The organism is Parabacteroides sp. AD58 (genome assembly GCF_023744375.2).
In the GTDB taxonomy this organism is placed as follows: Bacteria; Bacteroidota; Bacteroidia; order Bacteroidales; family Tannerellaceae; genus Parabacteroides; species Parabacteroides absconsus.
The window spans coordinates 3,413,743-3,434,390 of the sequence record NZ_CP146284.1; the positions used below are offsets into that span (position 1 = coordinate 3,413,743).

At 43.4% G+C, this 20,648-nt stretch carries 19 protein-coding genes; 8 read left to right on the plus strand and 11 right to left on the minus strand.

What is annotated here, in order from left to right:
- The first annotated feature begins 13 nt into the window (after window positions 1-13).
- The 3 genes from rpsD to rplQ are packed head-to-tail and all read left to right on the plus strand — an operon-like array spanning window position 14 to window position 2,130.
- A complete protein-coding gene (gene rpsD / locus NEE14_RS14460; RefSeq protein WP_251967300.1) occupies window positions 14-619 on the plus strand; it encodes a 30S ribosomal protein S4 in 606 nt (201 codons plus the stop codon).
- A gap of 11 nt (window positions 620-630) precedes the next feature.
- Window positions 631-1,623 carry a DNA-directed RNA polymerase subunit alpha gene (locus tag NEE14_RS14465; RefSeq protein WP_251967301.1) on the plus strand — a complete coding sequence of 331 codons (993 nt, stop codon included), beginning with the start codon at window positions 631-633 and terminating at the stop codon, window positions 1,621-1,623.
- 9 nt (window positions 1,624-1,632) lie between these two features.
- On the plus strand, window positions 1,633-2,130 hold the full coding sequence (rplQ, locus tag NEE14_RS14470) for a 50S ribosomal protein L17 (protein WP_251967302.1): 498 nt from the start codon (window positions 1,633-1,635) through the stop codon (window positions 2,128-2,130).
- Between the two features lie 214 nt (window positions 2,131-2,344).
- Here rplQ and rplS read toward each other — a convergent pair whose 3' ends face one another.
- Complete coding sequence (gene rplS, locus NEE14_RS14475) at window positions 2,345-2,692, minus strand: 50S ribosomal protein L19 (protein ID WP_251967303.1); 348 nt, start codon at window positions 2,690-2,692, stop codon at window positions 2,345-2,347.
- Window positions 2,693-2,942: 250 nt separating this feature from the next.
- On the opposite strand from rplS, the gene NEE14_RS14480 reads away from it, so the two are divergent.
- Entirely contained in the window at window positions 2,943-5,843 is a 2,901-nt protein-coding gene (locus NEE14_RS14480) for a glycoside hydrolase family 3 N-terminal domain-containing protein (RefSeq protein WP_251967304.1), read from the plus strand.
- A gap of 45 nt (window positions 5,844-5,888) precedes the next feature.
- Window positions 5,889-6,911, plus strand: coding sequence for an aminotransferase class I/II-fold pyridoxal phosphate-dependent enzyme (locus tag NEE14_RS14485; RefSeq protein ID WP_251967305.1), 1,023 nt, complete (start codon window positions 5,889-5,891; stop codon window positions 6,909-6,911).
- Window positions 6,912-6,967: 56 nt separating this feature from the next.
- Here NEE14_RS14485 and NEE14_RS14490 read toward each other — a convergent pair whose 3' ends face one another.
- On the minus strand, window positions 6,968-7,267 hold the full coding sequence (locus NEE14_RS14490) for a hypothetical protein (RefSeq protein WP_251967306.1): 300 nt from the start codon (window positions 7,265-7,267) through the stop codon (window positions 6,968-6,970).
- A 12-nt stretch (window positions 7,268-7,279) separates the two neighbouring features.
- On the opposite strand from NEE14_RS14490, the gene NEE14_RS14495 reads away from it, so the two are divergent.
- Window positions 7,280-8,014: a lysophospholipid acyltransferase family protein gene (locus NEE14_RS14495; protein WP_251967307.1), complete on the plus strand. Its 735-nt coding sequence runs from the start codon at window positions 7,280-7,282 to the stop codon at window positions 8,012-8,014.
- An 11-nt stretch (window positions 8,015-8,025) separates the two neighbouring features.
- Here NEE14_RS14495 and NEE14_RS14500 read toward each other — a convergent pair whose 3' ends face one another.
- The 3 genes from NEE14_RS14500 to NEE14_RS14510 are packed head-to-tail and all read right to left on the minus strand — an operon-like array spanning window position 8,026 to window position 11,154.
- The gene (locus NEE14_RS14500; RefSeq protein WP_251967308.1) at window positions 8,026-9,528 is read right to left on the minus strand and encodes a capsule assembly Wzi family protein; all 1,503 of its coding nucleotides are present in this window, start codon (window positions 9,526-9,528) and stop codon (window positions 8,026-8,028) included.
- Window positions 9,529-9,541: 13 nt separating this feature from the next.
- A complete protein-coding gene (locus NEE14_RS14505) occupies window positions 9,542-10,549 on the minus strand; it encodes an alpha/beta hydrolase (RefSeq protein ID WP_251967309.1) in 1,008 nt (335 codons plus the stop codon).
- Window positions 10,546-11,154, minus strand: a complete 609-nt coding sequence (locus tag NEE14_RS14510; protein ID WP_251967310.1) for an HU family DNA-binding protein — start codon at window positions 11,152-11,154, stop codon at window positions 10,546-10,548. Before NEE14_RS14510 ends, NEE14_RS14505 begins: the two co-directional genes overlap by 4 nt.
- A gap of 355 nt (window positions 11,155-11,509) precedes the next feature.
- Here NEE14_RS14510 and araJ point away from each other — a divergent pair, with 355 nt between their 5' ends.
- Together araJ and NEE14_RS14520 are read left to right on the plus strand one after the other, a co-directional pair.
- Window positions 11,510-12,658 carry an MFS transporter AraJ gene (gene araJ / locus NEE14_RS14515; protein ID WP_251967311.1) on the plus strand — a complete coding sequence of 383 codons (1,149 nt, stop codon included), beginning with the start codon at window positions 11,510-11,512 and terminating at the stop codon, window positions 12,656-12,658.
- Window positions 12,659-12,734: 76 nt separating this feature from the next.
- Window positions 12,735-14,159, plus strand: a complete 1,425-nt coding sequence (locus NEE14_RS14520) for a glycoside hydrolase family 30 protein (RefSeq protein WP_251967312.1) — start codon at window positions 12,735-12,737, stop codon at window positions 14,157-14,159.
- Window positions 14,160-14,170: 11 nt separating this feature from the next.
- On the opposite strand, the gene NEE14_RS14525 is transcribed toward NEE14_RS14520, so the two are convergent.
- The 6 genes from NEE14_RS14525 to NEE14_RS14550 form a co-directional block, all read right to left on the minus strand.
- Window positions 14,171-14,854: a response regulator transcription factor gene (locus NEE14_RS14525; RefSeq protein ID WP_251967313.1), complete on the minus strand. Its 684-nt coding sequence runs from the start codon at window positions 14,852-14,854 to the stop codon at window positions 14,171-14,173.
- A complete protein-coding gene (locus tag NEE14_RS14530; RefSeq protein ID WP_251967314.1) occupies window positions 14,826-16,301 on the minus strand; it encodes a sensor histidine kinase in 1,476 nt (491 codons plus the stop codon). The genes NEE14_RS14525 and NEE14_RS14530 overlap by 29 nt, the downstream gene beginning before the upstream one ends.
- Window positions 16,302-16,616: 315 nt before the next feature.
- Window positions 16,617-17,249, minus strand: coding sequence for a hypothetical protein (locus NEE14_RS14535; protein WP_251967315.1), 633 nt, complete (start codon window positions 17,247-17,249; stop codon window positions 16,617-16,619).
- Between the two features lie 100 nt (window positions 17,250-17,349).
- Entirely contained in the window at window positions 17,350-17,820 is a 471-nt protein-coding gene (locus NEE14_RS14540; protein ID WP_251967316.1) for a porin family protein, read from the minus strand.
- A 178-nt stretch (window positions 17,821-17,998) separates the two neighbouring features.
- Complete coding sequence (locus NEE14_RS14545) at window positions 17,999-19,726, minus strand: hypothetical protein (protein ID WP_338578746.1); 1,728 nt, start codon at window positions 19,724-19,726, stop codon at window positions 17,999-18,001.
- A 259-nt stretch (window positions 19,727-19,985) separates the two neighbouring features.
- Window positions 19,986-20,618, minus strand: coding sequence for a hypothetical protein (locus NEE14_RS14550; protein ID WP_251967318.1), 633 nt, complete (start codon window positions 20,616-20,618; stop codon window positions 19,986-19,988).
- Window positions 20,619-20,648 lie beyond the last annotated feature (30 nt).

Consider the following 20,648-nt stretch of genomic DNA (forward strand, 5'->3'; position numbering starts at 1 on the left):
AAATAATAGAAAAATGGCAAGATATACTGGACCTAAAACAAGAATTGCCCGTAAATTTGGTGAGGCTATCTTCGGTGCGGATAAAGTTCTTTCTAAGAAAAATTATCCTCCTGGACAGCATGGTAACTCAAGAAAAAGAAAAACTTCTGAATACGGTATTCAGCTTCGTGAGAAGCAGAAAGCTAAATATACTTACGGTGTATTAGAAAAGCAGTTTAGAAATCTGTTTGAAAAGGCTTCTCGCTCTAAGGGTATTACTGGTGAAGTTTTGTTGCAGCTTCTTGAAGTTCGTTTGGATAATGTAGTATTCCGTTTGGGAATTGCTCCGACAAGAGCAGCTGCTCGTCAGTTGGTTTCTCACCGTCATATTACTGTTGATGGACAGGTAGTAAACATCCCGTCTTATTCAGTAAAACCGGGTCAGATCATCGGAGTTCGCGAGAAATCTAAGTCTTTGGAAGTTATTGCTGATGCTTTGGCTGGCTTCAATCACAGCAAATATCCTTGGATTGAATGGGATCAGACTTCAATGAGTGGTAAATTATTACATTTGCCTGAAAGAGCTGATATCCCTGAAAATATTAAAGAACAGTTGATCGTAGAATTGTATTCTAAATAATAATTGATTCCATGGCGATATTAGCATTTCAAAAACCCGATAAAGTATTAATGTTGGAAGCGGATGATTTCTTTGGAAAATTTGAGTTTCGTCCGTTGGAGCCTGGCTATGGTATTACGATTGGTAATGCCTTGCGCCGTATTCTCTTGTCTTCATTGGAGGGGTTTGCTATTACGTCTATCAAAATCGATGGTGTAGATCATGAATTTGATACTATTCCTGGAGTAATTGAAGACGTAACAAACATTATCCTTAACCTGAAGCAAGTGCGGTTTAAGCATATTGTTGATGACATTGAGAATGAAAAAGTAAGTATTAATGTTTCGGGTACGGAAGTGTTCAAAGCCGGAGATATAGGTAAACAGTTAACAGGGTTCGAAGTTTTGAACCCTGACTTGACTATTTGTCATTTGGATCCGAACGCAAGTTTCCAGATTGAATTAACGATAAATAAGGGTCGTGGTTATGTACCGGCTGATGAAAATCGCAAACCTGATGATGACATTCATGTAATTGCGATTGATTCTATCTATACGCCGATCCGTAATGTTAAGTATACAATCGAAAACTTCCGTGTTGAGCAAAAGACGGACTACGAAAAGTTGGTTCTTGAAATAGCCACGGATGGTTCGATTCATCCAAAAGAAGCTTTGAAAGAAGCTGCCAAGATTCTGATTCATCACTTTATGTTATTCTCTGATGAGAAAATTGCTATTGAATCTGTTGATAGTGATGGTAATGAAGAGTTTGATGAAGAAGTACTTCATATGCGTCAGTTGCTGAAGAGCAAGCTGTCTGATATGGATCTTTCAGTTCGTGCATTGAACTGTTTGAAAGCAGCCGATGTTGAAACTTTGGGTGAATTAGTCAAGTTCAACAAAAATGATTTGTTGAAGTTCCGGAACTTCGGTAAGAAGTCACTCACCGAACTTGATGAGTTACTGGAAAGTTTGAACCTTTCTTTCGGTATGGATATCTCAAAATATAAATTAGATAAAGAGTAAGTATAAGCGATGAGACATAATAGAAAAATAAATCACTTAGGTCGTACAAACACTCACCGTGACGCGATGCTTTCGAATATGGCTTGTTCTCTGATCAAACATAAGAGAATCTTTACTACGACAGCTAAAGCTAAAGCACTTCGTAAGTTTGTAGAACCGCTGATCACAAAGTCTAAAGAGGACACAACTCACTCAAGACGTGTGGTATTTAGCAATTTGCAGGACAAATATGCTGTAACTGAATTGTTCAAGGAAATTTCTCAGAAGATTGGTGATCGTCCGGGTGGATATACTCGCATCATTAAGACTGGTAACCGTCTGGGTGATAACGCTGCCATGTGCTTCATTGAACTGGTTGATTACAACGATAACATGAAGAAGGACGCAGCTGCTAAGAAAGCTGGTAAAACTCGCCGTTCTCGTAAGAAATCAACTGTTGCTACAGAAGCTCCGGCTGCTGAAGCTGCAGCAACAACTGCAACTGAAGAACAACAGGCTGCTGAATAAGATTTATCTACCACATCTTAGTCTATTGGATGTTGGTTAATTAAATAGAATGCAGGTTTCTTGGTTTAAAGCCATGAGACCTGCATTTTTTGTTTTCTGTTATTGATGGATATCAGTTCTACTCGACTTGTCTCGAGCTGTTAATACTGTTTATAACAACAAAAAGCCACCCGGTAAACCGGATGGCTTTTTGTATGTCGAATCGTGGAATTGATTACATTCTCTTTTCTTTGATTCTTGCTTTCTTTCCAGTAAGAGCACGCAGATAATACAATTTTGCACGACGAACACGACCTACTTTGTTTACAACGATGCTTTCGATGAACGGTGATTCGATCGGGAAAATTCTTTCTACACCTACGTTTTCAGACATTTTACGAACTGTAAAACGTTTCTTGTTTCCGTGACCTGAGATGCGAATTACAACGCCTCTGTACTGCTGGATACGTTCCTTGTTACCTTCTTTAATACGATAAGCGATGGTTACAGTGTCACCACTCTTGAATGAAGGATGTTCTTTGTTTGTTGCGAACGCTTCTTCTGCAATTTTAATTAAATCCATTTTTAATTGTCTTTTAAAATTGTTTATAATATACGCAATTAACAGGCTGCTTGTCCTGCCAGCGTTGCGTAAAGCGGATGCAAAGTAACAAATTCTTTGTGAGATAACCAAATAGCTACGTAGTTTCTTTTGTTTTTGACTCTGATTTTTTTGCCATCGAAGTTTATAATCGGTTTTCGTTACTTTTCAAACTGATTTTCGTTATTTTTGTGTTTGATTCTCGTTACTTTTAAGGCGGAGTATATAACTTATGAAACGGATTATAGTATTGATATTGGTTTGGCTTAGTATATCCTATTCGATGGTTGGTCAGCAGCCAACAATGCTGACGAAAGTAGATCAGCAAAAGATGACGGCTTGGACGGACTCTGTTTTTAATTCCTTAAGTATGGATGAACGGATTGGCCAGTTGTTTATGGTGATTGCTGATGTGAAGACAACTAATCAAAATATGCAACGTCTGTTGCGTTATGTGAATGAACTGAAGATTGGAGGTGTTTTATTCCATAAAGGCAGTCCTGAGGAACAGGCAAAACTGACTAATCGGATGCAGGCTGCCTCTAAAGTTCCTTTGTTGGTTTCTTTGGATGGAGAATGGGGATTGTCAATGCGTTTGAGTGGTACCACCCGTTTTCCCAAGAATATGATGTTGGGGGCGATAGAAGATAATCTGTTGATCCGCAAATACGGTGAAGAAGTTGCCCGTCAGTGTAAGGTAATGGGAATACATATCAATTTTGCTCCCGATTTGGATGTAAACAGTAATGTAGATAATCCGGTGATTGGCATCCGTTCGTTTGGTGAAGATCCGGCGGCTGTGGCGGAGAAAGGAATTGCCTATGCAAGCGGATTAGAGGAAGGCGGTATTATGGCAGTTGCTAAGCATTTTCCGGGCCACGGTGATACTTCTGATGATTCACATGAAACACTTCCAGTAATATATCATAGTCGCTCTCGCTTGGATTCCATTGAATTATTGCCTTTCAGGCAGTATATACAGAAAGGCTTTGCCGGAGTGATGACGGCTCATCTTTATATTCCATCCTTAGATAAGCGAAAGAACCGTCCTTCTTCTTTGTCTGATAAAGTTGTAACGGATTTGCTGCAAGGTGAACTCGGCTTTCAGGGCTTGTGCTTTACTGATGCTTTGGCCATGAAAGGTGCAGGAAATGACAAATCGGATAATCCTTGTGTTCAAGCCTTATTGGCCGGAAATGATATCCTTCTGGCACCTTATGCTCCGATTTCTGATTATAAGGCAGTCAAGGAAGCTATTGAGAGTGGAGTTATCCCTATGAAACTGGTTGAAGATAAGTGTAAGAAGATTTTGCAATACAAATATGTTGCCGGTTTGAATCATTATAAGCCCATCTCGCTACCTGGACTTTCCGACAGGTTGAATACGGCTCATGCCGCCTGGTTGGCTGCGGAACTGAATGCTGAAGCGATCACTTTGTTGAAAAACGAAGACGACGTACTTCCTTTAAAGAAACTCAATCAGACGAAGATAGCTGTTCTTTCTATAGGTAGTGGTGTTACTTCCGATTTTGAGGAAACTGTCTCTAAATATGCGAAGGCTGATTTCTTTACCATTACGCGGAGTAGCAGTGCGTCTAAAATCCAACAGATTTATAGAAAGCTGAACAAATATGATTTGATCATTTGTGCCGTTCATACAGTCCGAATTCCAGAAAGCCAGGCATTGCAAACGCTGGCCCGGCAGAAAAAACTGGTGTATGCCTTTTTTACCATTCCTTATTTCTGCAAGTCGTATAAGAAATCTATTGAAAGTGCGAAAGCGGTTGTGATGGGATATGAAGGAACGCCCTTGGCTCAGCAGTATGCGGCGCAGGTCATTTTTGGAGGCATTGGTGCAAAAGGGAAACTACCGGTTTCTATTCCGGATTTATATTATGCGGGTACGGGAATCTTTACAGAGAAAGTCCGCTTGGGCTACCATGAGCCAGAAGCTGTCGGACTGGACGCCGAACGCCTCGCTGAGATTACTTCCATAGCTGAAGAAGGTTTGAAGGCAAAGGCCTATCCGGGTTGTCAGTTGTTAGTTGCTAAAGATGGCTGGGTTGTGTATAATCGGGCCTTTGGTTCTTATGAATATAACCGGGAACAACCTGTTACGACCGAGTCTGTCTATGATCTGGCTTCCGCATCAAAAGCTTCTGGGACTTTATTGGCCGTGATGAAAGCCTATGATGAGAAAAAGTTTAAACTGACGGATAAAATATCAGCATATATTCCCGAATTGAAAGATTCCAATAAAAGCAACATTACCATACGCGAATTATTGTTCCATCAGTCGGGCTTGGTTCCCAGTATTAATTTTTATACGAAGGCTATGGAAAAGGGCTCATTTAAGCCCGATTTGGTGGCTACAAAACCCGCTCCTGAATATACGTGGAAAGTAGCAGACGGGATTTATCTGAAGCCATCCTTTCAGGATACCATCATTCAGATGATTAAGCGTTCTAAATTGGGACCTAAACGGTATCGATACAGTTGCATCAATTTTATCCTGCTCAAGATGATGACAGAGAAACAACTGCTTCGTCCGATGGATGATTTGTTGGAATCGGCTTTATTAGGACCGTTGGGTGCCTGGCATACGACATATAATCCGTTGGAAAAGATGGATTCACTGGAGATTGTTCCGACAGAATATGACAAAGTCGTCAGGCATCAGCTGATTCGCGGTTATGTACATGATGAAGCCGCGGCTTTTCAGGGAGGAGTATCGGGAAATGCCGGCCTGTTTTCGAATGCGAATGACCTGGCTAAGATCTTGCAGCTCTATCTGAATGATGGTACTTATGGCGGGGAACAATTATTAAGTCCGGAAACCGTCCGTTTGTTTACCCAGACGAAAAGTCCGACTTGTCGCCGTGGGTTAGGTTTTGACAAGCCGGCAACGGGAGGAAAAGCTTCTCCTTGTGGTACATTGGCTCCGCCTTCTGTTTATGGGCATACCGGTTTTACCGGAACCTGTTTTTGGGTAGATCCGGATCATCAGCTGATTTATGTCTTTCTGAGCAATCGGGTATATCCGGACAGAAGTAATAATAAACTTTCATCTTTAAATATCCGGACACGAATTCAAGACACAATTTATAAGGCAATCGAGAGGAAAGAACCGTAAGATTCGTACTTTTGCAGTCGGATAAACTCTCATAAAGGAAAGAATATGTTGTTTGGACATGGTGATGATTACTATCGTTCGGCCGGTGAGCGGCTGATCAATTACAGTTCGAATGTTTGGTATGGAGCCGAAATAGAACCTCTTAAAGCATATTTAGCGGCAAACATTGACCGAATTACCCGTTATCCGGAACCTGATGCCGGTTCGTTGAAGCGTATGCTTGCAGAAGCTCATCAGCTGGCCCCGGATCGTTTACTGGTAACAAATGGTTCGATTACGGCTTTTTATCTGATAGCCCAAGCCTGGCAGAAGTCGCGTTCGCTGATTGTGGTTCCGTCGTTTGCCGAGTATGAAGATGCTTGCCGGTTGTATCAGCATACACTTACGTTTTTTCCGAATCAGCAGGATCTTTCGTGTATGGATTTGAGTCAGCAGGACTTTTGCTGGATATGTAATCCGAATAATCCGGACGGTCGGTTGATTACCAGAGAGAGACTGTTGGATTTGATAGAGCGGAACCCACAGACTACATTTGTGATTGATCAGGTTTACGCGGATTTTTATCCTGGGTATTTGCTGGATTTAAAAGAGGTGGAAACTCATCCGAATCTGATCATCGTGCAGTCCATCTCCAAGCTTCATAAAATTCCGGGTATGCGGATCGGATATCTGGTGGCTTCTCCCGAAATGATTCGACAGATTGCCGCCTATCTGATTCCTTGGTCGGTGAATGCCTTGGCGATTGAAGTAGGAAAGTACATATTGCAGCATCCCGAACAATTTGTGTTGCCCTTGGAACAATGGCTGAATGAGACGCATCGGCTGCAGGAGCAGATTCGGTCGTTGGGAATTGAATCTTATCCATCTGCAGTTACTTTTTTCCTGAATAGACTGCCTGAAGGACGGAAAGCGTCTCAGCTGAAAGACTATCTATTAAAGGAAAAGCGGATTCTGATTCGTGATGCCTCCAATTTCCGGACACTGGATGAACGTTATTTCCGGTTGTCAACCCAGCGGCCTGAAGAAAATGAAGTTTTGCTGGAGGCTATACGGAATTGGACCAAATAAAAAAGAGAGTGTATAAATTGTACACCCTCTTTGGTATTTCTAACTTAGAATAGGTTTTACTCTACCCGTTTGTTGATTACGATATGGCCCAGATAGCCTAAGATAATAACTACCAAACCAGTAAGTAAAATACCATTTGTCATACCACCTGTCAAAAACGGAACAGCTAATATAACTACACCGATAAGGAGTACGATAACTCCTAAATTTTTAATCAATCCGCTCATGGTTATAGATGTTTTATAAAATTCATTTTCTATTGCAAATAAAGCAATAATAACCCGATTGAAAAAATATTTTAGAATAAAAATGATGAATCCTTTTAAATTAGCATCTATCTTTGCTCTGTAATTCAAAATTTCTTGGTGATGCGTCTATTTTATGTCTTGTACACATGGTTGTTTTTCGTTCCGGTATTTGTGGTGCTGACCATTCTGACGGCGGTGACAACAATTGTTGGGTGTTTATTGGGTGGAGAAAAGATATTTGCTTATTATCCGGGTATGTTATGGTCGAGACTGGCCTGTTATCTGGCTCTTTGTCCGGTGAAAATCCGTGGTCGGGAGCATTTACAGCCAGGAAAGTCGTATATTTTTGCGGCCAATCATCAGGGCGCATTTGATATTTTCCTGATTTATGGTTTTTTGGGTGTTCCGATCAAATGGGTGATGAAGGCCGGAATCGGAAAGATTCCATTTGTCGGAACGGCTTGTCGGGCAGCCGGGTTTATCTTTGTAGATAATTCGACTCCGAAGGCTGCGGCCCGCTCCGTATTAGAAGCCGAGAGATGTTTGCATAAGGGCGCTTCTATTGCTATTTTCCCGGAAGGGTCACGTACTTATACGGGCAAAATGATCCGCTTTAAGAAAGGTGCTTTCCAGATGGCTGCCGACCAGCATTTAGAGATTGTCCCGATTACGTTGAACGGGCCTTTCCAGGTTTTGCCGATCGGTTCGCTGAATTTACATCGTCATGCTATGGAAATGGTGATTCATGAACCCATCTCGATTGAAGGCATGGATACATCGCACAAAGGATTACAGGTAATCGCTGATCAGACACAACAGATCATAGCTGAAGATTTATGGCCTGAGTTCAAATGAATCCAGGCTTTTTATTTGTAGGCTTTCAATAATCCGCGTTTGCTGACTTTCAAGCTGAAGCCAGTACTTGAGTTGCCAAATACATCACCTGTATCAGCTCCGACAGAACCGCCGAATTGCCATCCTTTTAGTTTGGGATGCTGATATTGGATATCGGCTAAAAGAGAAATGCCATCTCTCTTTTTGAGTAGAGGCGCTGTGCCTGTTCCCCACGTATTCATGGCTGTCAGCAGCAAACGATAGCTGACATGGGGTGAAAAATCTCCTTTCAGTCCGAAATGGAAGTCGCGGACACGATTGTTCTGAAAACCGGGTGCTCCATCTGTATTGTATTCGGGTGAGACCAGCAGCGGAGAACCGACTGAACGGTTGAAATAAGAATTCCCCGTTACATACTCTCCGTTATTATAATAATCATCGCCACCGCCACCTCGACCAGGATGTTTGTCGTGATCAAACCAGATGTAATGGAACGGTCCGCTTTGGTTGCGGGTGGTGACGTACTCGAAGACAAACTGTTTTAACCACGGGAATGTAGAGATGTTTAATTCCAATCCCCAAAGTCCGTCGGTTCCGTTCTTGAATTCCATACCTGATTTATCGTAACACAAATGCTGGTAATAGCCACGCAGGCTCCAGTCTTTAGCCTGATACTTGAGTCCGAAGTCAAAAGAAATATGATGACTCCCGAGAACATTGATCTGATCCGAGAGTGAAGCATCGCCTCCACCTTTGGCTCCTAACACGATCCGAACAAAGTCTTTAAAGGAATGCGGTTGTTCTCCGATTTTCGGGTTGGTGGATGTTCCGCCCCATTGAACAATGTGCTGTACACCCACTGTTCCTGAAAGGGGAAAATCTCCGCGGGTGTCGCTTATCTGGAAGTAAACAGACTTCTGATGCCATAAGACGTGTTCCACAAACGTGTATTTCCCGGCATAGCGGTCGGATAAATAATCACTGTCGAACGAACGGCCCACACTGAAGTTCCCTTTAAACTGTAACCAGCCTTTTGTCAGCGGAACGGTCGTGAAACGGGGAATACTGATGTTCATCTCCGGAATCGGACGTGCATTGTTCGAGTAAATCATATCTCCACTGCTTAGGAATGGATCTACTAAAGAAAGATAACGCTCTTTACTTCCCAGGCTGACTTCTATACATTTATATCCGATTTCAGCATAGAGCTGATGGATATACGCGTGTTTGTCGCGTGGTGTTACACCGACCAGATCCAGTCCGGCTCCCCATCTGAATCCTTTCCCGAAATGTTGCTGGTGAAATACGCCGGCTTTTAAATAGGCATTATTCCCTTCCAGCGGAACAATGCCGTACCGGTTGCTCGTCATCCAGAATGGGGTATTGTCGCCCGTTGCTAAAGAACCGAACAATTCAGCCCGGTAACTGGTTGCGTCCTGGGCAATTTCCTCTTGGGCTTGTCCGAAAACCGGCAGACAAAGCCCCAGCAGAGGAATGTATTTGATCCATTTTCCTTTCATACTTTTCATGCTCATGCGGCAAAGATAATTATTTTATCGAATCCAGCCAGCCGAACAGAATCTGATATGTATGGTCGCGAGCCGGTTTGGGTGACAGGATCAAGTCGTGAATGCCTCCTTCTATTTGCCTGGCCGTTACGTTTGGTCCCAGCCGCTTTCCGAACTTTTGGATATCATCAACCGAAAGGACGATGTCTGAAGACATATACTCATCGTGCCATTCATCTGTCTCCGGATACGACCGGGTAGAAGAGAGCAGCAGGATAGGACATTGGATGGCACAGCTTTCCTGAATGTCTTGCTGCGCTGTATGAATGGCCCTTATCCAGCCGGCTTTTTTAGGATAGCCCAACGGCATCTTTAGTGAAGTATCGAATATCCATTCACCCTTGAATGCTTTCAACAGACTTTTGGCATACGAAGCATCGCCACTGGTCCCTTGAATGATCCAGTCCGGAAAATACTTGCCGATGAATGATACTGACGGGATGAGGATCGACTCCATGAACCAGCCGAAATTCCAGTCGAGAAACGGACTGTTCAACACCAGTCCGCAGACAGGAGCTTGTGGATGATACTTCAGATAATAAGACGAAATCAGTCCGCCTGTCGAATGTCCCATCAGGATAATTTCCCGGTTTCCTTCTTTTTGCATACAGGCTATGGCTGTATCTATATCCGCAAAATATTCTTTCAAGCTCTTGCAGTAAAAAGCATCCTGGTTAGACAGCAGAGAACGGCCGTATTTGCGAAGGTCGAGCGCATAGAAGTTATATCCATGTGCAATCACACTGTCGCCCAGTTGCGCCTGGAAGAAATAATCGTTGTAACCATGGATATACAGAACGGCCTTTCGCCCTGCTTGTGGCTGGGCTTTCCTGACAAGCGTGCAGACCGTTTTCCCCTCATAGTCGTCGGGCATTACAAAAGTCTGCTGCTGATAATTGTCATCCAGCATATCAGTACGATATTGGGCATTGACGGTTGACGCCACCAATCCCAGTAGAAGCCCAAACAGAATATGCGCGTATTTCATAAAGTAGAGTCGGATAAAATGTAAATAGCCGTTTTCTGCCGGCCAATTTTTTTGATGACACCCGCACGGATCAGCTCATCTATGTCTTTGAGTGCCGTGTAGCGGCTGCAGGCATTGATACCCATGCACTGTGAACTCATGATGGAATCATGCGTTTCCAGGTACTTTTGGATATTAGCTAAGCGGGTTTTCTGGTCGTAAGTCGGATTGTCGGAGGTATTCGGGCGGCGTTTCAGTTCCATTCCTTTTAACCGTTGGGTTATTTTCTTGGAACATCTGAAATTGACAGCCTTGAAGTGAATGTCATCAGCCCGGATTTCTTTAGGGGTTGCGGCTTTTTTCGAACAAGAAAGTGATACGCTGAAATGCCCGATACCTTCCAGATCCACTTCATCACCTTGTTTCAGATGATGCACCAGATAATCGGCCAGCGACTGCAACAAACCTTTGATGTCTCCCGGCGAGAAAGACGAGGCCTCTTTCAGCTCTTCAATAATATGTTCGGTATCGACCACTGTTCCTCCGACAATTCTGGCATGGAGCGTAGTCTTTTCGTCGTCCTTATTCGGATTCGGATTCTTAAATAAAGCATATTCTGCACTCATACGGGTATTGAATTAATTTAGTTATTACTAATTAATATAACAGACGCCGGCTATTAATTGTTTGACAATTGTCGAAAAACTTTTCGATATATATGAAAAAGCTTTTTGACATATATGGTAAAGCTTTTCGACAGCTGTGCTAAAGCTAGTGTGTTGGACATTTTTATTAAAACGTCCTATCTTGTTCTTTTACCCTCAATGCGTTAATTGTTGATAAAACAAGGAAAGATTGATTTTGTGTTTAAGAACATAAGTGTAATTTTGCGGCTTTAAAAGGAGAAAAGTCTGATGGGCTTTATTTGACTGTAATAGAAGAGAGATAGTTATTGTTTAGGTTATAAAGATAGAAATTAAGATGAAAAAGAGTCTTATCGCTTTGGCTTTTGGTACATTGGCCCTGGGTATAGCCGAATTTACGATGATGGGAATACTTCCTTACGTTGCTTCTGATTTCGGGATAAGCATTGCGAAAGCCGGACATTTTATATCTGCATACGCTTTAGGTGTTTGTTGTGGAGCTCCGGTTTTAATCTTAGCTCGGAAAAGACCACTCAAACAGATTTTGATGGCCTTGGTGACGCTGATTATCGTCGGAAATCTGTGTGCTTCGCTGGCTCCTAATTATTGGATTCTGATGTTAGGACGTTTTGTTTCCGGCTTACCTCATGGCGCTTATTTTGGAGTGGCTTCGATTGTTGCCTCGAAGTTGGCAGACAAAGGAAAGAGTTCGGAAGCTGTTTCCATTATGATTGCGGGAATGACTGTTGCCAATTTGTTTGGCGTGCCGTTGGGAACTTCATTGAGCCATATGCTTTCGTGGCGTGTAACCTTTTTGTTGGTGGCCTTTTGGGGTGTAATCGTTCTCTATTATATCGGTCGTTGGGTCCCTTTTGTAGAAGGTTTGCAGGATACGGGCTTTAAGGGGCAATTCCGCTTTCTCCGCAAGCCAGCTCCGTGGATTCTCTTGGGAGCAACGGCTTTAGGCAACGGCGGTGTTTTTTGCTGGTATAGTTATATTAGTCCGTTACTAACTCATGTTTCCGGTTTTTCGGATAGTAGCATTTCGGCATTAATGGTTTTGGCCGGTTTTGGTATGGTAGCTGGAAATCTGATCAGCGGACGTATGTCAGACCGTTATACTCCTGGTCGCGTGACAATGTTTGTGCAGGCTGGGATTTGTCTGACTTTGCTGGCTATTTTCTTCTTAGCGTCCAACCCTTGGATGTCTGTATTGTTGATGATCCTGTGTACGGCTGGTCTGTTTGCTGTATCAAGTCCGGAGCAATTACTGATTATCCGGGTCGCTCCTGGCGGAGAAATGTTGGGTGGAGCGTGCGTCCAGATGGCATTTAATTTAGGAAATGCGGTTGGAGCCTATGCCGGAGGTTTGGTTGTTACACATGACTATCGATATACAGCGTTGGTTGGTATTCCATTTGCTTTGATTGGTTTTATCTTGGCCTTTATCTTTTATAAGCGGTATCAGATGAAGTATGAGGTGTAAAACACCTGCTGTCTGTGAAGAATTTATTTCGAAAACCTTTTTATCTTTGCCTATATACAAATCTAATAATAGTAAGATGAAAAAATTAGTGATGGCGATGGTGGGGCTGGCTTGGTTCAGCTCACATGGTATGGCAGAGAATGTGGTGCAACCGAAGGATACAGTAGTACTACAGCCTGAAATGACATATCAATCCCTAGAAGGTTGGGGCAGTTCGTTATGCTGGTGGGCTGCTCAGGTGGGAAAATGGGATGAGGCAAAGGTCGATTCGATTGTGGAAATGCTGACTTCACCGGATCAGTTGAACATGAACATCTTCCGGTATAATATCGGAGGCGGAGATGATCCGTCGCATGCCGACGGACACATGGTGAAAGGAAAGGGGAAAAGGGCAGAGATGGAAGGTTTCAAGGCATCGCCTGAGGCTCCGTATGACTGGAATGCGGATGCGGCACAACGGAAGATCCTGCTCAAGATTAAGGAGAAAAGACCGGATGCTGTGTTTGAGGCTTTTTCCAATTCAGCGCCTTATTGGATGACGGTGAGCGGTTGCGCGGCAGGATATACGGATCCTTCGAAAGACAATCTGAAGCCGGAATATGAAGAGATGTTTTGCCAATATCTGATTGATGTTTGCAAGCATTACAAGGATACTTATCAGATAGATTTCAAGACATTGGAACCATTTAATGAATCGTATTCGAATTACTGGTATGCTGAGGGTTCGCAGGAAGGTTGCCATTTTGAACCGCAGACGCAGATCCGGATTATCCGGAAGTTGTATCCGATGTTGAAGGAATCGGGATTGAAGACGGTGATCTCGGCTTCCGATGAAACGAACCTGAATCATTTCCTCAAGGTACAGCAGGCATATGAAGAAGCCGGTGATATTTGGGAAAAACTGGGGCAGCTGAATACGCATACCTATAGTGGTACGAATGAAGAACGCTTGCAAGTTCGTGAACTGGTTGCCCGTGCCGGAAAGCCGTTCTGGCAGTCGGAGACTGGACCTTCGGGTGGCTCGGGACTGGAAAGTAATTTGCTACTCGTACAGAAACTCTTTGATGATATGCGGATCATGCGTCCACAAGCCTGGCTGGACTGGCAGATCATGGAAGAGAATAATAATGAATGGTGTGTATTGCGGGGAAATTTCCAGACGCAGGTATATCGACCGATCAAGAACTTCTACGTACGGATGCAGATTACCCGTTTCTTCAAGCAAGGATATACGTTTATCGAGTCAGGGCATGATCAAGTTTTGGCAGCTGTTTCTCCGTCAGGAAAGGAACTGGTCTTTACCTGGCTGAATACCTCAGACCAGGAACAGACGGCTACGATCTCTTTGGAGAAGTTCCGTTCTGCCAAGCCGGAAGTCCGAGTTTGGCGTACCAGTCAGGAGGAAGATTGCCAAGCCCTGCCTGCCGTGAAGGTCCGTAACGGTGTGCTTTCCTATCAGGCACCGGCCCGTTCGTTGACAACCTTTGTTGTGACATTATAGCTTATCAATGATTATACAATTAGCTTGTAGCCGATTCCCCGGATATTGACAATCTGTACCGAGGGATCGGCTTTTAGTTTCTTGCGGAGCTTGGTGATGAAAACGTCCATGCTGCGGGCATTGAAGAAGTTGTCGTCGCCCCACAGTTCCAGCAGGACGGGACGGCGTTGCAGAACTTCGTTCTTCTGCTGGCAGAGCATCCGCAGGATTTCACATTCGCGGAATGAAAGAGTTTCGGTCTGTCCGTCTATTTCCAAGGTCTGATGAGTTACGTGGAAACGATATCGCCCGATTTCGTATTCCTTGACTTCCTCCCGTTCGGGTACGGAGATGGGACGGTGCGCCAATGCCTGGATACGCACCATCAGTTCTTCCATCTCGAAGGGTTTCTTCAGGTAATCGTTACCTCCTAACTTGAATCCGGTCACTAAATCGTCAAGGGAAGAGCGGGCAGTCAGGAACAGGATCGGAATTTGCCGGTCGATCTGCCGGATCATCTTGGCGAGGTTGAAACCATCGAGGCGCGGCATCATCACATCGAGAACAAGCACATCGGGTCGGACTTGCCGGAACAGATTCAAGGCTTCTTCGCCGTTGGAGGCGATACTGATCTGAAACTCGCCCCTGCTTTCGAGGCTGTCTTTAATGATCTTGGCCAAGGCGATTTCATCTTCTGCCAGTAATACGTGTATCATGTCTAAAAGGAATTATCAGGGTGAATGTACTGCCGTGGTGTTCGCGGCTTTCTACGTGGATGCTGCCTCCGTGCCGTTCGGCCATGTCTTTGGCATAACTCAGTCCGAGGCCGAAACCTTTCACGTCGTGTCTGTCGCCGTTCCCGACGCGGTAAAAGCGTTCGAAGATGCGTTCCTGCTGACTGGGGGCAATACCGATACCGTCGTCTGTGACGCGTATTTCAGTCGCATTCGCCGTCTGCCGGATACAGATGTCGATGTGGACTTCCTCACCCGAATATTTGACGGCATTATCCAGCAAGTTCTCTAACATCTGTTTCAGGTGTAGCGGATCAGCATCTATTTCAGTCGGTTCAGTTTCATCCGTCAATCGGATATGGACCGGTTTGGAAGTACGCAGCTCCAAAGGACGTATCAGTTGCTCGATGAGAGGAGCAAGACGGAATACTTCGCGTTGCAGGCGGAAGTTCTTCCGCTCGTCAACCGCCATGCTCAGGATCTTTTCCACCAGCTCTGTCAGATGCTTGAGCTGCTGCTTGCACAGATTGAAATAGGCCTCGCGTTTCTCCTTTTGTTCTACCAGGTTGAATGTCTGCAGGGCATCAATGGCTGAATAAGTCACGGTAATGGGTGTTTTCAACTCGTGCGTCATGTTGTTGACAAAGTCGTTCTTGATTTGCGCCACCGTCTTCTGTCGTAAGATGGTACGGATCAGATAGGCATAGCAAGCCGACGTGATCAGTACAAAGAGAAGCGAGGCCGCAAACGAGAAGATCATCTGTTTATATATGATCCAGTTTGCATTGACAATATAACCTTGCAATCCGAATTGTTCAGTCATGGATGTACTGATACGTTGTGTCGGGATGAGGTGTTTGGGTTCGAGGTTCAGCGGACGGGACGAGTCGATGACTGTATCTCTGCCAAACAATGCATCCACAAAATGTACTGCCTGAATACCTTCCTGCCGGAGATGAATACCCCACACACTGTCAATCTGGTTGATCTGTATCGGCTTCAGTGTATTGACCATCTCAAAGATACCGGCTGTTCCGGCCAGGCGCAAGGCGTCGTAACTTTCCTTGTAGTATTCTTTGGTAAAGACCAGTGGGGCATCGTTGCTCCCTTCTTCCGGATTGAATATCGTATTGCGGTAATAGCGAACTACTCGTCTGCCCGGCTGACTTTGAGCACGGCTCAGGCTGTCGGCGCTGATACCGATTTCGAGTGTCCCGTGGCGGGCAGTAGCCGAAGTGTCGCGTCCCATGTCTTCTACTTGAATAGCCAGTACTTCGGCAATGGATTGCTTGAATAGCAGGTCGATGCGTTCGTGCATCTGCCGGCTTTCCATGGTATATTGGTTCCAGAGCCAATAGCCTTGGAAAAAGAAGATCCCTAAGATAGAGAGGGTCACGAATAGGATAATCAAGTGCATCTGTATTTTCATGCCGACAAATGTAACGGCTTTTGGCGAGGGTTGGAAGCGTGGTAACACTAAATAACAGTCGTGTGTCATCGTTCTTTCTGGCTTGATCCAAAAGAACGGAAGAAGTCTAGGTTTACACTCTGAATCTGTACAGATTGAAGAATTGACGAACGATAATAGACAATTATTGCTAATAAGAAATTAGGCACGGATTTCGCTGATTAACACGGATAATAATTATTTAAAACCGTGTTTTCCGCGCAATCCGTGCCTTTTTATAATTGAGAATTGTCAATCGACCATTGTCAATTCTTTACGGTGTCATCCATGCATGAGTTATTTAACAGAGAAAGGGATGTAAACGGATAACATCAAGTCTGATAAATGTCCTTTACGACCTTGTGATTTACTATCATTGAAATGTTTCATCACATTCAGACAACCATACTGGTAAGATAGTCCTAATTCGAAATGCTTGCAAACCCGGTAGCCCATTTTAGCGACAACCGATAAATCGAAGGCGGCATGTGGTTGTACATAAAGTTTCGGAGCAACTCCCAAACCTGCATGGAACTTGTCTGTAATCCGGTAATTCCAAGTAGCAGTCACGGCTATCGGCAACAGGAAATCATTGATGTCTTCTCCATCAAAGTGACCGTATCCGTTATTGGGATCTCCACCGTTCATATACGGTTTGTATTTAAATGCTCCTAGGCTCTGGAATCCGGCAGTAAGATCCAAATCGAAGAATGATTTTTGCTCGGGTAAAAAACGGAATCGATATCCGATCATACCACCGCCGAAGAGGTCGTTATTATACAAGAAGAAATCATTTGCTGGTGGAGCTGGTGTTTCATTTTTGTCTTGCAGCGGGAAACCTAAAGAGGCTCCGGCTAAAATACCATGTTCTACTTTCTGTGCAAAGACTGAAGAAGAGATCAACAACAAAAGAAATAATACTTTTTTCATACGCACAATTATTTAAATAGAAAATATTCACTCCATTCTCTCTTCGGCGGTAATAGATATTGGGCCTCTATTGCCTTTTATGGTGTAGAAAGCCAATAAATTATTTTAGAGAAAATTTATATCCGAAGGATAAACTGAATACTGATGGATTCTGGCCATCAATAAAATTAAAATATCCATTGACTGCCATAACCCACTTCTGGTATGCTACTCCTATTTCTGCAGATCCGCCTACATCCATAGAATGAGTAAATTGGGCACAAGGTCCAACTTTCAAATCCAAATTCACTTGCTGGATAGGAATTTTGTAGGAAGCATAAACTGGAATTAATAATGTATTCATATTTTCAGTGCTGGACTTCATACATATAAATGACACACCAGGATCGATTGAAAAGCGCTGGCTAATAGGAACAGATAGTTGCCCTCCAAGATTTAATCCTAATTCATTTGATATATCAGAATTTCCTATCGAGAAACCTATTCTCGGTGTAAACTCAATACCTTTTTCCTGTGCAGAAAGGTAGGTTGTTACAAAGCAAACCACTATTAACGCAACTAATCTTTTCATCTGATGCATATTCATATTTGTTTAAATCATGGGCAAAAGAACAATTCTATCCGCATACAGCCAAAGTTTTCTGTACTTTTATACAGGACAAGGTGTGTTTGATTATCAAGGAGTTAAACAAAAGATGCAGGACAGCGTATTATTCTTTCTTTGTTGAGATCGGTTAGTTATCAACGAGTTATCCCCATAAAGCTAAATGTTCGTGCAATTTCTCTTCCGAACCGGTTATTTTCAGCTTCTGGCGGATACGCGTGCGGTTTTTATACGGTGTATCAATGTTGACGTTTAACAGGAAAGCCTCTTGTTTGGAGTCTAATTGGAAAAACGACAGATAGCAATATTTCTTTTCGGTCGGGGTAATACCGGCCAGAACCAGACGTTCGGACAGACTGGGATACATCGTGTCTATACATTTATAAAGGGCTTTCCAGTCTTTGTCAGTCAGTAGTTCTTTATGATCGGGATTTGGTGTAGATACTGATTTCTGTATCTTCTTATAAATAGTTGATTCCTGTAGTAAATATTGCCGTTGTTGAATATATTGCTGCTTCAGCATTTCCACTTCTTGTGCTTTCTGATCGTATTCACTTTGTTTCTGGCGTAGCTCTTCCTGATTGTCCTGTTGGGCAGCTTTTAGTTGGCGGGAAAGACTATCCAACGCCATTTGTTGTTCGAGCAAATGACTTTTCTGCTCTTGCAATTCATCCGCTTGCTGGGCTATTTTCAGATTTTTGCGGACAATCAATAATCGATAAGCTAAAGCCATACATAAAATAATCAATAAAGCAATGATCAAGAGTTTGAATTGATCTGAACGGACTTCCCGCAGATGCATGTTCTCAGAAAGAACTCTTGTGTATGCGTATTTATCTTCCAAACCATTTATTTCAGCATTGTTTCTTAGCCATAAAATGGAATCAGATATGGTAACATAATTTTCCAGTTCGGCTAATGCTTTTGTGGTATTTCCTTCTTGTTTTTCAATTAAATAAGATTGATAAGGTATTTCAATGGCTGTACCTTTGTTATGAGTAGGACTCTTTGCCTGCTTCAAGTAAAAACGAGCCTGCACATAATTCTGTTTTAACAGTTCGAGTTTTGCTAATGCTAAATAACTGGGAGCTACATCTGCTTTATCCCAATCAATTGCGGATTTTAAATACATTTCAGCTTCCGGATAATAACCTTTTTCCGTATAGATATTCCCCAATCCATTCAATGTTCCAGCCCGATCCATGGAATCACCATACAAAACCATCATTGAATCTGCATGCAGCATATACGTCAAAGCGATATCCAGCGAGTCTAGTAATGTATAATTCCGGCTGGCATCTATATATGCAATACCTTGGCTTCGATAGTTGCCGGCCTGCCGGAAATAACGGGAAGCCGTTAGGTATTTCTCGACAGCCTGCTGGTACATGCCTTGAAACTGATACACATCGCCCATATAACTGGAGATATAACCCGACTGGTTCGGCTTATTTTCCAGAATACTTTGTTGCAGGGCTTCGGTGTAAGTCCGCAAGGCGGCTTCCTGATCCAAATCGTCCATATAGGTACGGCCTAAATAAAGGGCGGCTTGCAGTTGTTCATCTACTGTGCCGTGTCGTTTCACATACTGGTATGCCCGCTTCATTTGGGGCACATAGGGTAGCGGCGTGTCAATCGAATCGGCCAGTTGGCATAGCATAAGGCACCATCGGGCATTGACTTCTGGGCTTAATAATTCCGGATGGGCAACACTGTCTGTCAACAGGACATGAGCCGCCTCAGGATCAGACTGCATCAAAGGTGCTGCCTGTTCCATTTGCCGGATGGCGTTGCGGTCAGCTTCATTCGTGCAGCCTTGCGTGATCCAGCCCAGAATGATGACTAAAAGTGCCAGGAAGATTCTCATGGGCACAAAGATAGAAACTTTCTTTATCTATCTCAGTTAGTAATACTTGAAAAACATTTTATCGTTCGAAATTGAGCATGATATGTAAACGTAATGTTGCGTCAACCGGTAGCGCAATAGTGCGTCGGGTGTTAGCGTAACGTTGCGTCGAGTGTTAGCGCAATATTGCGTCGGGCATCGACGCAATACTACGTCGACACCCAACGCTATGTAGCGTGGTTTTATACTACTTTCAAAGCCATCGGGTAAATCAGTGTATATGGATTCATTTTATAGAGAAAGGAATGTAAACAGATAACATCAGGTCTGAAAAATGACCACGTCGTCCCATAGCCGGTCCGACATTAAAATGTTTCAGTACATCCAATAAACCATATTGGTAAGATAGACCTAACTCACAGCGTTTGCTGATGCGATACCCTAATTTAGCTACAATACTGACATCAAATACAGTTTGAGGTTGTACATAGAGCGTTGGTGCAGCACCAAAACCTGCATGAAACTTATCCGTAATCCGGTAATTCCATGTGGCAGTTACAGAAATGGGCATAATGAAATCAGTAAAACTTTCTCCGGGGGGAATAACGTAATCTCCGGGTTTTACTTTGTCGATATCTCCAAGTTGAGCAGCTTTGTATTTATAGACCTGCATTCCTTGGAATCCGATCGTAGCATCCAAATCAATAAACGACTGTTGCTGGGGTAAGAAACGGAATCGATACCCGATCATTCCATTGCCTTTTACGTCATTAATATAGCCATAACGAGGTTCGGGACTATATACCGATCCGTCTTGCATGGGGAAACCGACGCCTCCACCTACTAATAATCCATGCTCCACTTTCTGTGCAAAGACAGAAGAAGAAATCAACAACAAAAGAAATAATACTTTTTTCATTCTAATCAACCTTTTCATCTTATACATAGC